We start from the raw sequence: 12,989 nt of genomic DNA on the forward strand, positions 1-12,989 counted from the left end.
CATCGGTATCACGCCCGATCCGCGACGCGTTCGCCGAGCAGGCCTTGTGGCCTGAACAGCAGGACGAGGATGAGGAGGGCGAACGCCCACACGTCCTTCCAGGCGCCGCCGCCGAAGAGGTCCATGCCGGGGATGTCGCCGATGTAGCCGGTGGCGAGGGACTCGGCGACGCCGAGGACCACACCGCCGAGCATGGCGCCGTAGATGTTGCCGATACCGCCGAGCACGGCGGCGGTGAAGGCCTTCAGGCCCATCAGGAAGCCCATGCGGAAGCCGACCTGGCCGTTCTTCAGGCCGTAGGCGACGGCGGCGATGGCGGCGAACGCGGCACCGATGGCGAAGGCCATGACGATGATGCGGTCGGTGTTGATGCCCATCAGCTTGGCGGTGTCGGGGTCCTGGGCGGTGGCCTGCATGCCGCGGCCGGAGCGCGTCTTGGTGACGAACAGGCCGAGGGCGATCATGCACAGCGGGGCGGCTATCAGGACGAAGAGGTCACCGCGCTGGACGTTGGCGCCGAGTATCTCGACGGGGCCGCCCTGGAACTGCGGGAAGGGGTGGTCCTTCTTCGCGTCCGGGTACCACATCCACACGGCCTGCTGGAGGACGATGGACAGGCCGATGGCGGTGATGAGGGGCGCCAGTCGTGGCGCGGTGCGCAGGGGGCGGTAGGCGAAGCGTTCCGCCGCCGTGCCGACGGCGACCGACACGAGGACGCCACCGATGATCATGAGGGGGACTGCGGCCCCGAGGCCGAAGCCGTCGGGGAGTACCAACCAGACGGTGAGGGCCCCGAAGCCCCCGACCATGAAGATCTCGCCGTGGGCGAAGTTGATGAGCTGGACGATGCCGTAGACCATCGTGTAGCCGATCGCGATGAGTCCGTACATCGCGCCGAGGATGAGTCCATTGGCCAGCTGTTGCGGCAGTTCGTTCACCGCAGGGCCTCCGTGGAGTGGTTCGGATATGGCGCCGCGCGGGAGCGCTGGTGGGCACTTCCCGCGCGGCCTGGATCAATGTGTGAGTGGGAGTTCTCTCGACTCGTCCCTCATCAGCCGAGCTTGGGTTCGCCGCTGAACTCCGGCGCCCAGGCGTTCTTCTTGACCTTGTACGCGGTCATCGTGTGGTTCGTGGTGTCACCGAACTCGTCGAACGAGATGGTGCCCGTGACGCCGTCGAACTTGACCTTGGCCATGGCGTCCAGGACCGCCTTGCGGCCGTCGGACGGAACCTTGCCGTCGTTGCCCTCGACCGCCAGCTTGACGGCCTCGATGATCGACCAGGTGGCGTCGTAGGTGAGGCCGCCGTACGCCTCGTAGGCGTCCTCGTAGCCCGCCGCCTCGTAGTCCTTGATGAACGTCTTGGCGGAGTCGAGCTGCTCGACCGGCTTGCCCACGGAGGTGGCCAGGTCGCCCTCGGCCTTCTTGTTCAGCTTCGGGAACTCGCCGGAGTAGATGCCGTCGCCGCCCATGAGCGGGATGTTCTGGCCGCTGTCCTTGAGCTGCTGGCTCAGCGGACCGGCGGCCGGGTACTCGCCGCCGTAGTACAGGGCCTGGGCGCCGGTCTTCTTGATCTTGGCGACCACGGCGTTGAAGTCACGGTCGTCGGGGTTGATGTGGTCGGTGCCGACGATCTTGCCGCCGAACTTGGTGAAGTTCGCTTTGAAGGAGGCGGCGAGGCCGGCGCCGTAGGTCTTCTGGTCGTCGATCAGGTAGACCTTCTTGAGCTTCGCCTGGTTGTACAGGTAGTCGGCGGCGAAGGCGCCCTGGATCTCGTCCGTGGTGGCGGTACGGAAGAACGTCTTGAACTGGCGGACCGAGTGGCCGGTCTTCCAGCCGTCGCCCTGGGTCAGCTCCGTGCCGGTGTTGGCGGGGGAGACCTGGGTCAGGCCGGCGTCGTTGAACGGCTTCTGCATCTGCTGCGAGACGCTGGAGTTCAGCGGGCCGACGACGCCGAGGACGTCCTTGTCGCTGATGAACTTCTGGGCGTTCTGCTGGCCGACGGAGGGCTGAGCCTGGTCGTCGAGGGCCTCGATCTTGAACTCGACGCCCTTGACGTACTCCTTCTTGTTGGCCGTCTTGGCGGCCAGGTCGGCGGAGTTCTTGATGCCGAGGCCGAGGGCCGACAGGTCGCCGGTCAGCGGGGCGTCGACGCCGATCACGACTGTGGTCTTGCCGCCCTTGCTGCTGCTGCCGCCGTCGTCGTCACGCGACCCACATGCCGTGAGTGTCAGCGATCCCGCCGCGAGCGCGGCGGTTATGGCGATGATCGAACGTTGACGCACGAATCAGGTCCTTTCCCGGGCACGGCGGCTCCCCATGGAACGCGCCGAGTCGAGCGCTGGGTCGAAGGGACTTCGAATCCGATGGCTCGGTGACTGGCCGTGACTCTAGGCGCGTGAAGGGAACATGGAGGAGGTTCTGACCGAGGCTGTGACGCTCTTGTTATGACGTGGGTAATCCTGAGCGGTACTCCGTGGGGGGAAGAGCGGATTTCCGGCCGATTCGCCCTGTCCGCATGGTGAGAACGTGCAGCGTTCGCGCGTAGCTTCTTCACGTTCGTTCACGGGTGTTCATCGGTTTTGGTGATTACATGAGTCGTTGCTGGGGGCTACGAGCGGGGCTCGTAGAGCCCGACGGGGAAAGGGGTGGCCGGGAGAGAACCGACGGCTTCCATTGCAGCCGTATTACGCTGAGTTACGCGCGCACAAGGCTTTCGGCGGGCTTCCGCCTTTTCGTGTAGGGGGCACGAAAGCGGAATTGCGGATTGCCGGACTCAGTCCCATGGACCTCCGGTCGGCTCGCCGTTCCGGTATCGCTCTTCGCACAACTCGTGTGCCCTGCCGTCGATCAGCCGGCCGGCCGCCTCGGCGTCCGCGCGCTCGCGCGCGGCCCGGGCGGCGTCAACGACCTTGCGGAGTATGTCGTACTGCCCGTCGGACAGGCCCATCGACTGGTAGTCGCCGTAGGTGTCGCCCGTCAGTGCCCGGCGCGACCAGTACGCAACGACGTTCGTACACAGCCGGGCCGGTGAAGTCGTGGCGGGGGGGGGGGGGGGGTTCGCGCTGGTCCGGGCGCGGGCCGCCGTGCCGCCCGGGCCCGGGTCCGAGCAGCCGGCCGCCGAGCAGGCGGCCAGCAGGGCCAGTCCGAGCACGACCCCTTTACGGCGTGCTCCTGCCGTAGTCATGCCCCGACGTTAGGCCGCCGGGCGCGCAGGTTCAACGGCGGGGCGGCAAAGGCGAGTTGGCCGGCGAGCCGTGACGACGCGCCCGTCGTCACGGCAGCGGCGTCAGGTCGCCGAGCGCACGCGCTCCTCGTCGCTCGGGTTCACGTCCCGCAGCATGCAGGTCAGCCGCGCGCTGCACACGCGCCGCCCCTCCTCGTCGCTGATCACGATCTCGTACGTCGCCGTCGACCGGCCCCGGTGCACCGGCGTGGCCACGCCCGTCACCAGGCCCGAGCGGACACCGCGGTGGTGGGTGCAGTTCAGGTCCACACCGACCGCGATCTTCGAGCTGCCGCCGTGGAGCATGGAGCCGATCGAGCCCAGGGTCTCCGCCAGCACCGCGGAGGCGCCGCCGTGCAGCAGGCCGTACGGCTGGGTGTTGCCCTCCACCGGCATGGTCGCGACGACCTTGTCCGCCGAGGCCTCCAGGATCTGCACACCCATGCGCGTGCCCAGGTGCCCGGCCGAGAACAGAGCCGGCAGGTCGACGCCGAGCGCCGCGTACTCGTCGATGACCTCCTGCGGGAACTTCACTTGCTGCTGCTCGCCCATGAGCCCGGCTCCGTTCGTCGTCCACCTGTCTCCACTGAGCAAACGCTCAGTCGGCCGCCGATTGTTCCAGACGGCCCCTCGCGTCACCGTCGTGGCCTTCGAGTCGTACGACGACGGACTTGCTGGCCGGGGTGTTGCTGGTGTCGGCGGTGGCGTCCAGCGGCACCAGCACGTTCGTCTCGGGGTAGTACGCCGCCGCGCAGCCCCGCGCGGTCGGGTACAGCACGACCCGGAACCCGGGCGCCCGCCGCTCCACACCGTCCTGCCACTCGCTCACCAGGTCGACGTACGCCCCCTCGGCGACTTCGAGCGCCCGCGCGTCCTCGGGGTGCACCAGCACCACCCGGCGCCCGCCCGTGATGCCCCGGTAGCGGTCGTCGAGGCCGTAGATCGTGGTGTTGTACTGGTCGTGCGAGCGCAGCGTCTGCAGCAGCAGCCGGCCCTCGGGCAGCGCCGGGTACTCCACCGGCGCCGCCGTGAAGTTCGCCTTGCCGGTCGCCGTCGGGAAGCGGCGCTCGTCACGCGGGGCGTGCGGCAGCGCGAAGCCGCCGGGCCGGGCCACGCGCGCGTTGAAGTCGTCGAAACCGGGGATCACGCGCGCGATGCGGTCCCGGATCGTCGCGTAGTCCTTCTCGAACTCCTCCCACGGCACGACACTGCGCTCGCCGAGCACCCGCCGCGCGAGCCCGCACACGATGGCGGGCTCGGACCGCAGCTGCGGGCTCGCGGGCCTCAGGCGTCCGCGTGATGCGTGCACCATGCCCATCGAGTCCTCGACCGTCACGAACTGCTCACCGCCGCCCTGCAGATCGCGTTCGGTGCGGCCCAGGGTCGGCAGGATCAGCGCCCGCGCGCCGGTGACCACGTGCGAGCGGTTCAGCTTGGTCGACACGTGCACGGTCAGCCGCGCGCGCCGCATCGCGGCCTCGGTGACCTCGGTGTCGGGAGAGGCCGACACGAAGTTGCCGCCCATCGCGAAGAAGACCTTCGCCTCGCCGTCGCGCAGCGCGCGGATGGCCCGGACGACGTCGAAACCGTGCTCGCGCGGCGGCGTGAAGCCGAACTCCTTCTCCAGGGCGTCCAGGAAGGCCGGGGCGGGCCGCTCGAAGATGCCCATGGTGCGGTCGCCCTGGACGTTGCTGTGCCCGCGCACCGGGCACACACCCGCGCCCGGGCGGCCGATGTTGCCGCGCAGCAGAAGGAAGTTGACCACCTCGCGGATGGTCGGGACGGCGTGCTTGTGCTGGGTCAGGCCCATGGCCCAGCAGACGATGGTCCGCCGGGAGGCGAGGACCATGTCCAGCGCCTGCTCGATCTCCGCGCGCGTGAGGCCGGTCGCGGTGAGCGTCTCGTCCCAGTCGGCGGCACGCGCCGCCGCGGCGAACTCCTCGAAGCCGTGCGTGTGTTCCCGCACGAACTCCTCGTCGACCGCGCCGTCGCTCTCCAGGATCAGCTTGTTGAGGAGCCGGAAGAGTGCCTGGTCGCCGCCGATGCGGATCTGCAGGAACAGATCGGTGAGCGCGGCACCCTTGAGCATGCCCTGCGCGGTCTGCGGGTTCTTGAACCGCTCGAGGCCCGCCTCGGGCAGCGGATTGACGCTGATGACCCGAGCGCCGTTGGCCTTGGCCTTCTCCAGGGCGGAAAGCATGCGCGGATGGTTCGTGCCCGGGTTCTGGCCGGCGACGATGATCAGGTCGGCCTGGTACAGGTCCTCCAGCCGGACGCTGCCCTTGCCGATGCCGATGGTCTCGGTGAGCGCGGACCCGGACGACTCGTGGCACATGTTCGAGCAGTCCGGGAGATTGTTCGTGCCCAGCTCCCGCGCGAACAGCTGGTACAGGAACGCGGCCTCGTTGCTGGTGCGGCCCGAGGTGTAGAAGACGGCCTCGTCCGGCGAGCCGAGGGCGGCGATCTCCTCGGCGACGATGTCGAAGGCCCGCTCCCAGGAGACCGGCTCGTAGTGCGTGCCGCCCTCGGGCAGGTACATGGGGTGGGTGAGCCGGCCCTGCTGCCCCAGCCAGTAGCCGCTGCGGCCGGACAGGTCCGCGACCGGGTGCGCGGCGAAGAACTCGGGCGTGACCCGGCGCAGGGTGGCCTCCTCGGCCACGGCCTTCGCGCCGTTCTCGCAGAACTCCGCCGCGTGCCGGTGGTCCGGCTCCGGCCAGGCGCAGCCCGGGCAGTCGAAGCCGTTCTTCTGGTTCACGCGCAGCAGGGTCAGCGCGGTGCGCCGCACCCCCATCTGCTGCTGGGCGATGCGCAGCGTGTGCCCGATGGCGGGCAGCCCCGCCGCGGCGTGCTTCGGTTCCGTGACCTGCGGCGCGTCCTGAACCGGATCACCCTTCGGCGGCTTCGTCGCCATCGCGCGCTCCCCTTCGACTGCGTGTGAGAAATACGGTGCCGATCCTCCCACGGACCACCGACAGCGACGCCGGGCGGTGCCGGACCGCCCTCGGCCACCCGGCACCCCCGAGCGGCTTCTGCCGTTGGACATCACGACAGGCGCCGGTCACCGGGCCCCGCCGGCGGCTGCCGCCGCCCCACCGCCGGCGGCTGCCGCCGCCCCACCGCCGGCGGCTGCCGCCGCCCCACCGCCGGCGGCTGCCGCCGCCCCACCGCCGGCGGCTGCCGCCGCCCCACCGCCGGCGGCTGCCGCCGCCCGGTACCCCGGCCCGCTGTGCCGGCGCTCACACCCGGCGGGCGCACCCGGTCCGGACTGTCAGTGCGGCGTGGCAGGATCGGGGACGTGGCAGAGACAGCATCGAAGCAGACCGACAAGAACCCCGGCGGCACGCGACCCCGGCTGATGCTCATGGACGGGCACTCGCTGGCCTACCGCGCGTTCTTCGCGCTGCCCGCGGAGAACTTCACGACCGCGACCGGCCAGCCGACGAACGCGATCTACGGCTTCGCGTCGATGCTGGCCAACACCCTGCGTGACGAGGCGCCCACGCACTTCGCGGTCGCCTTCGACGTCTCCCGCAAGACCTGGCGCTCCGAGCGGTTCACGGAGTACAAGGCGAACCGCTCCAAGACCCCGGACGAGTTCAAGGGCCAGGTCGAGCTGATCGGCGAGCTGCTCGACGCGATGCAGGCCCCGCGCTTCGCCGTCGAGGGCTTCGAGGCGGACGACGTGATCGCCACGCTCGCCACCCAGGCCGAGGCCGAGGGCTTCGAGGTGCTGATCGTCACCGGCGACCGCGACTCCTTCCAGCTGGTCACCGAGCACACCACCGTCCTCTACCCGACGAAGGGCGTCTCCGAGCTGACCCGGTTCACCCCGGAGAAGGTTCTCGAGAAGTACGGATTGACGCCGGCGCAGTACCCCGACTTCGCGGCCCTGCGCGGCGACCCGTCCGACAACCTCCCGGGCATCCCCGGCGTCGGCGAGAAGACCGCCGCGAAGTGGATCAACCAGTTCGGCTCGTTCGCGGAGCTGGTCGAGCGCGCCGACGAGGTCAAGGGCAAGGCCGGACAGAACCTGCGCGACCACCTCGAGTCGGTCAAGCTCAACCGCGTCCTCACCGAGCTGGAGCGCCACGTGGAGCTGCCGAGGACGGTCGCCGACCTCGAGCGGGCCCCGTACGACCGCAAGACCGTCGCGATGGTCCTGGACACCCTGGAGATCCGCAACCCGTCCCTGCGCGAGCGCCTCTTCGCCGTCGACCCCGGCGGCCAGGAGGCCGAGACCACCCCGGTCGCCACGGAGGGCGTCGAGATCGACGGCCGGATCCTGCGCACCGGTGAGCTGGCCCCCTGGCTCGCCGGGCACGGCGCCGGGACGCTGGGCGTCGCCACCGTCGACACCTGGGCGCTGGGCACCGGCTCCGTCGCCGAGGTCGCCCTCGCCGCGGACGGGGGAGCGGCCGCGTGGTTCGACCCCTCGGAGCTGGACGAGGCCGACGAGAACGCGTTCGCGGCCTGGCTGGCCGACGCGGACCGGCCCAAGGTGTTGCACAACGCCAAGGGCGCCATGCGTGTCTTCGCCGAGCACGGCTGGAGCGTCGAGGGCGTCACCATGGACACCGCCCTCGCCGCCTACCTGGTCAAGCCGGGCCGCCGCTCCTTCGACCTGGACGCGCTGTCGCTGGAGTACCTGCACCGCGAGCTGGCCCCCGCCGCCGCGGCCGACGGCCAGCTGGCCTTCGGGGCGGACGACGGCGCGGAGGCCGAAGCCCTCATGATCCAGGCCCGCGCGGTCCTGGACCTCGGAGCGGCCTTCGAGGACCGCCTCGAGGAAGTGGGCGCCGCCGACCTGCTCCGGGACATGGAGCTGCCCACGTCGGCGCTGCTCGCCCGCATGGAGCGGCACGGCATCGCCGCGGACCGCCCGCACCTCGAAGCGATGGAACAGATGTTCGCCGGTGCGGTGCAGCAGGCCGTGAAGGAGGCGCACGCGGCAGCCGGCCACGAGTTCAACCTGGGCTCGCCCAAGCAGCTCCAGGAGGTCCTCTTCGGTGAGCTGGCGCTGCCCAGGACCAAGAAGACCAAGACCGGCTACACCACGGACGCCGACGCCCTGGCCTGGCTCGCCACCCAGACCGACAACGAGCTGCCGGTGATCATGCTCCGCCACCGTGAGCAGGCGAAGCTCCGCGTCACCGTCGAGGGCCTGATCAAGACCGTCGCGGGCGACGGCCGGATCCACACCACGTTCAACCAGACCGTCGCCGCGACCGGCCGCCTCTCCTCCACGGACCCGAACCTCCAGAACATCCCGGTCCGCACGGACGAGGGCCGGGCCATCCGCCGGGGCTTCGTCGTCGGCGAGGGCTTCGAGTCCCTGATGACCGCCGACTACAGCCAGATCGAGCTGCGGGTGATGGCCCACCTCTCCGAGGACGAGGGCCTGATCCAGGCGTTCACCTCCGGCGAGGACCTGCACACCACGGCCGCGTCCCAGGTCTTCGCCGTGGACCCCTCCGCGGTGGACGCCGAGATGCGCCGCAAGATCAAGGCGATGTCGTACGGTCTCGCCTACGGTCTGTCCGCGTTCGGCCTCTCCCAGCAGCTGAACATCGAGGCGGCCGAGGCCCGCGCCCTGATGGACGCGTACTTCGAGCGCTTCGGCGGGGTCCGGGACTACCTGCGCAGGGCGGTCGACGAGGCCCGGGCGACGGGCTACACGGCGACCCTCTTCGGCCGCCGTCGCTACCTCCCCGACCTCAACAGCGACAACCGCCAGCGCCGTGAGGCGGCCGAGCGCATGGCCCTCAACGCGCCCATCCAGGGCACGGCGGCGGACATCGTCAAGATGGCCATGCTCAAGGTGGACAGCGCGCTGCGAGCGGCGGACCTCAAGTCCCGCATGCTCCTCCAGGTCCACGACGAGATCGTCCTGGAGATCGCCCCCGGCGAGCGGGCGGCCGCGGAGGAGATCGTCCGCCGGGAGATGGCCGCCGCCGTCACCCTGAGGGCACCGCTCGACGTCTCGGTGGGCGTGGGCCCGGACTGGGAATCCGCAGCGCACTAGCCCGCGGCGCACGGGCCGAGGGAGGCGTCGCAGCCGAGTACAGGCCGCCGCCCCTTTCGGCCCACGAGGGGCGTCGCGGCCGCGTGCGGGCCGATGTGCCCCTCGGCTCCGTGCGGGGTGTTGCCACCAGATACAGGCCGCTGCCCCTTCGCCCCACGAGGGGCGTCGCAGCCGAGTGCAGGCCGCCGCCCCCTTCGGCCCCACGCCCCGCGCAGCCGGCCCGCTGCCGCAGGGCCCGTCACTCTCGTGGCCCCCGTCAGAACGCCCCGCACCCCCGGCAGCCGCAACACTGCGGGCATGGGTATACGCACGCTTCACCGCCGGACACCCGAGGCGACCCCCCGGGCCCGGGCGGACAGCTTCTCGGCGCAGGCCGTGCCCGCGTCGCCGGTCCCGGCCTTCGCGGCCGGCGCAAGCACCGCCCGCATCCCGGCCGACCTGGCCGCCACCGTCCGCAGGGTCACCAAGGAACTCCGCCGCGGACTCGCCGGCCGCCCGGCCCGCACGCCCGACTGGCGTCAGTGGGCCGACCTGGCCCGCGGCTACCTCGCCCTGACCGTCACCCTGATCCCGAGATCACGCCCCCGGCACACGCTCACGGTCTTCGTCGCGTCCCTCACCGAGCGGCCGTCCGCTCCCGGCCGGCGCCGACCACCTCGCCGGGACCGCCGGGACCGGCGCCCGGACGCCAGACCCTGACCCCGACCGCGTAGAGGAGCAGGCCCAGGACCAGCCCGGCGCCCACCCCGAAGCACAGGGTGGGCACCAGCTCCCACGGCCGCGCCGCCGCTCCCGGCCCGGCCCACCACCGGGCCGTCCGCTGCACCGCCCCGGCCAGCGCACAGCCGCCGATCACCATGAGCGCCCAGCACCGGTCCCGCCGGGACAGCACGGGCACACCCGCGGGCGCCCCGCCAGCCGGCGCCCCGCGCAGCGCCCGGAACACGAACACCGCGATCACCACGGCACCCGCCACGGACGACGCGTACTGCAACCAGGCGAACAGCGGCAGGCCCGCCGGACGGTCCCGGCCGATGGCCGGGACGAGCCGCGTCCCCCACCGGCCGTGGTGCGTGAACGCGTCCCACACCACGTGCGTGAGCGCCCCGAGCACCGCCGAGCCGTACCACCACCCCACCGAAGCGGCCCGCACGCGCGCGCGTGGCGCGCCGCTGTGGAGCAGGGCGGCCGGCCGGCCCTGCCGGGCCCGCGGCAGCAGCGCGAGCAACGGCTCGCGGACCAGGAGCCACAGTCCCGCCAGCAGCCACGCGATGAGCACGTCCACCGTGGCGACCCCGGTGAACGCGTGCGTGACCGTGCCGAACTCCATTCCGCCCGGCAGGATCCCGGCCACGTAGTAGGGCATGTCGGGCGCGAAGGAACCCGCGACGAGCACCGTCGGAACCAGTCGGCCACGGCCGCTCCCGTCCCGGCGGACCGCGGGCAGCACGGCTGCCGCATGGCTGAGTGTGAACGGCAACAGAGCCCCCCAGAACGGTCGTCGGCCAGGCGCCGCCACCGGTGATCAGGTCCGATCGGACCCGCCCAGTATGCGGGACCGTCGTTCGGGACCGCCCAGGACAACGACAGTTGGCCAACCGGTGAAAACCGGGCGCGAACGGGTGCCCGGTCAAAGCAAGTTGCCGTAGGGTCACGTGCGTCGCCGCGCCCGTGCGCGGTAGAACACACATCGCACAGACGGAGAAGCGGCACAGGCGCAACCAGAGCACCGGGTCAACCGTCACACCAGAGCGAGGCAGACCGACGGAGACGGACGCACCGGGCGTCCACGGGAGGGGTTCACTCTATGGCGGCGCATTTCGGCAGGCGGCTGCGCAAGGGGGCGGCGACCACCGCCGTGGCCGCGGCGGCGGTCGCGGCTCTCTCCGCGTCCCAGGCTCCGGGAGCGACCGGCGACGACCACGGCAGACGGACGACAGCCGGAACCGCCACTTCCGCCCCGGAGGCCGACGGCAACGCCACCGGTAACTCCCCGTACTACACGGACCTGCCGCCGCTCAACAGCCCCGCCCCCAGCCCCTCGTCGAGCGTCGGTCCCTCCGGCTCCGTAAGCAGGACCGAGGGCGGCATCCCGGCGACGGTCCTGGACGCCTACAAGAGGGCCGAGACCGAGCTGCGCGCCTCCAAGCCCGGCTGCAACCTGCCCTGGCAACTGCTCGCCGCCATCGGCAACGTCGAGTCCGGACAGGCCCGCGGCGGCCAGGTCAACGCCGAGGGCACCACGCTGCACCCGATCCTGGGCCCGCAGCTCGACGGCAACGGCTTCGCGCTCATCCAGGACACCGACGACGGCGCGTACGACGGCAACAGCACGTACGACCAGGCCATCGGCCCCATGCAGTTCATCCCGTCCACCTGGGCCTGGGCGGGCCGCGACGGCAACGACGACGGCAAGAAGGACCCCAACAACGTCTACGACGCCGCGCTCGCCGCGGGCCACTACCTGTGCCGCAACGACTGGGACCTGGCCCACGAGGCCGACCTGCACCGGGCGATCCTCAGCTACAACAACTCGCAGGAATACCTCAACCTGGTCCTGAACTGGATGGAGTACTACCGCAAGGGTGCCCACTCCGTCCCCGACGGCACCGGCGGCGTGCCCGGGCACCGCAGCGACGACAACTCCGGCCGGCCCGCCTCCCCGAAGCCCTCGGACCCGCCGACGACCCGGCCGGACCCCGAGCCCGGCAAGCCCGGCAAGCCGGGCAAGCCCGGCGGCGACCACGGCGGTCACGAGACCCCCGACCCGAAGCCGCCGAAGACGCCCAAGCCCCCGAAGCCGCCCGTCCCGCCGACCCCGCCGTCCCAGACCGACCTCGTGGACCACCTCGAGAACGCCGGGCCGGAGAAGTTCACCGCGATGGCCGGCGACGCCTTCGGCGAGCGGATCAGCGCCCGCGCCGAGACGAAGGTGGGCAAGTCCGTCGCCAAGGTCAGGGTCAGGTTCACCATCGCCGGGGACACCGACGCCACCTTCGCCGGCGGCGAGACCGTGGCCACGGTCACCACCGACCCCAAGGGCGTCGCGCACGCACCGGCGCTCCAGGCCGGCGAGAAGACCGGCGACTTCAAGGTCACCGCGGCCGTCGTGGGCCGCACGGTCAAGGGCGTCGACTACACCGCCACCGTCACCGCGCGCGCCGCCGACACCCTGGCCCGCACCAGCGACACCCCGCTGACCTGCACCCCCGCCGGCGAGTTCGCCGACCAGGTCCAGGTGAAGGCGACGTACAAGGGCGCCGCGGCGGACAAGGTCGCGGCCACCGCCACCCTGATCAAGTCGACGGCGGACGCCACGGAGAACGACAAGGGCCCCTACTTCAAGGGCGCCGACGGCAAGCCGGTCCGCACCCTCACCGGCCTCCGGACCGACGCCGAGGGCCTGCTGACGCTGCCGAAGCTGTACGCGGACGACACCACCGGAACCTTCCTGCTCCGCCTCACCACCACCGGTGGCGCGACCCTCACCGTCGAACTGAAGGTCGCAGCAGCCGACTCCCCGGCGAGCCCCTCCCCGAGCCCCTCCGCCGACCCGACATCCGCCGGCCCGTCCGCCTCCTGAGGCCACACCGCAGGGCGCCCTCCCCGCTCCGCCGGGGAGGGCGCCCTCGTTCGTGCGCGCACCGCTGTTCTCATCTCGCCCGCCCGTTGCTACGGTGCCCCACCTGACGACCGACCTGACGCTCCATCAGCGACCGGCCGGCACCCGCCGGGACAGCGA

At 71.5% G+C, this 12,989-nt stretch carries 9 protein-coding genes; 3 read left to right on the forward strand and 6 right to left on the reverse strand.

Translation table 11 applies throughout. From position 1 onward, the window contains the following. Nucleotides 1-8 precede the first annotated feature (8 nt). The 5 genes from JK359_RS23150 to JK359_RS23170 form a co-directional block, all read right to left on the reverse strand. Nucleotides 9-938: a branched-chain amino acid ABC transporter permease gene (locus JK359_RS23150; RefSeq protein ID WP_201838826.1), complete on the reverse strand. Its 930-nt coding sequence runs from the start codon at nucleotides 936-938 to the stop codon at nucleotides 9-11. 113 nt (nucleotides 939-1,051) lie between these two features. Beyond that, nucleotides 1,052-2,284 carry a branched-chain amino acid ABC transporter substrate-binding protein gene (locus tag JK359_RS23155; protein ID WP_372445461.1) on the reverse strand — a complete coding sequence of 411 codons (1,233 nt, stop codon included), beginning with the start codon at nucleotides 2,282-2,284 and terminating at the stop codon, nucleotides 1,052-1,054. A 491-nt stretch (nucleotides 2,285-2,775) separates the two neighbouring features. Further along, the gene (locus tag JK359_RS23160; protein WP_201838828.1) at nucleotides 2,776-3,186 is read right to left on the reverse strand and encodes a hypothetical protein; all 411 of its coding nucleotides are present in this window, start codon (nucleotides 3,184-3,186) and stop codon (nucleotides 2,776-2,778) included. A gap of 102 nt (nucleotides 3,187-3,288) precedes the next feature. Next, the gene (locus tag JK359_RS23165) at nucleotides 3,289-3,777 is read right to left on the reverse strand and encodes a hotdog fold thioesterase (protein WP_201838836.1); all 489 of its coding nucleotides are present in this window, start codon (nucleotides 3,775-3,777) and stop codon (nucleotides 3,289-3,291) included. A 46-nt stretch (nucleotides 3,778-3,823) separates the two neighbouring features. Continuing rightward, nucleotides 3,824-6,136, reverse strand: coding sequence for an FdhF/YdeP family oxidoreductase (locus JK359_RS23170; protein ID WP_201838844.1), 2,313 nt, complete (start codon nucleotides 6,134-6,136; stop codon nucleotides 3,824-3,826). A gap of 384 nt (nucleotides 6,137-6,520) precedes the next feature. Between JK359_RS23170 and polA the strand changes: the two genes are divergently transcribed. Together polA and JK359_RS23180 are read left to right on the forward strand one after the other, a co-directional pair. After that, nucleotides 6,521-9,247 (forward strand): DNA polymerase I, encoded by a 2,727-nt coding sequence (gene polA, locus JK359_RS23175; RefSeq protein WP_201838852.1) that lies wholly within the window; start codon nucleotides 6,521-6,523, stop codon nucleotides 9,245-9,247. Nucleotides 9,248-9,544: 297 nt separating this feature from the next. Further along, nucleotides 9,545-9,946, forward strand: coding sequence for a hypothetical protein (locus JK359_RS23180; protein ID WP_201838860.1), 402 nt, complete (start codon nucleotides 9,545-9,547; stop codon nucleotides 9,944-9,946). Here JK359_RS23180 and JK359_RS23185 read toward each other — a convergent pair. Further along, complete coding sequence (locus JK359_RS23185; RefSeq protein ID WP_201838862.1) at nucleotides 9,864-10,727, reverse strand: DUF4184 family protein; 864 nt, start codon at nucleotides 10,725-10,727, stop codon at nucleotides 9,864-9,866. The two genes, JK359_RS23180 and JK359_RS23185, sit on opposite strands and share 83 nt — an antisense overlap. A gap of 327 nt (nucleotides 10,728-11,054) precedes the next feature. Between JK359_RS23185 and JK359_RS23190 the strand changes: the two genes are divergently transcribed. Further along, nucleotides 11,055-12,830 (forward strand): lytic transglycosylase domain-containing protein, encoded by a 1,776-nt coding sequence (locus JK359_RS23190; protein WP_201838864.1) that lies wholly within the window; start codon nucleotides 11,055-11,057, stop codon nucleotides 12,828-12,830. Nucleotides 12,831-12,989 lie beyond the last annotated feature (159 nt).

The organism is Streptomyces actinomycinicus (assembly GCF_016741775.1).
Taxonomy (GTDB): Bacteria; Actinomycetota; Actinomycetes; order Streptomycetales; family Streptomycetaceae; genus Streptomyces; species Streptomyces actinomycinicus.

Bases quoted from the DNA above. Each gene is read 5' to 3' on its own strand.
- JK359_RS23170 (WP_201838844.1), bottom strand. From the start codon at position 6,136: ATGGCGACGAAGCCGCCGAAGGGTGATCCGGTTCAGGACGCGCCGCAG.
- JK359_RS23180 (WP_201838860.1), top strand. From the start codon at position 9,545: ATGGGTATACGCACGCTTCACCGCCGGACACCCGAGGCGACCCCCCGG.
- JK359_RS23190 (WP_201838864.1), top strand. From the start codon at position 11,055: ATGGCGGCGCATTTCGGCAGGCGGCTGCGCAAGGGGGCGGCGACCACC.
- JK359_RS23165 (WP_201838836.1), bottom strand. From the start codon at position 3,777: ATGGGCGAGCAGCAGCAAGTGAAGTTCCCGCAGGAGGTCATCGACGAG.
- JK359_RS23160 (WP_201838828.1), bottom strand. From the start codon at position 3,186: ATGACTACGGCAGGAGCACGCCGTAAAGGGGTCGTGCTCGGACTGGCC.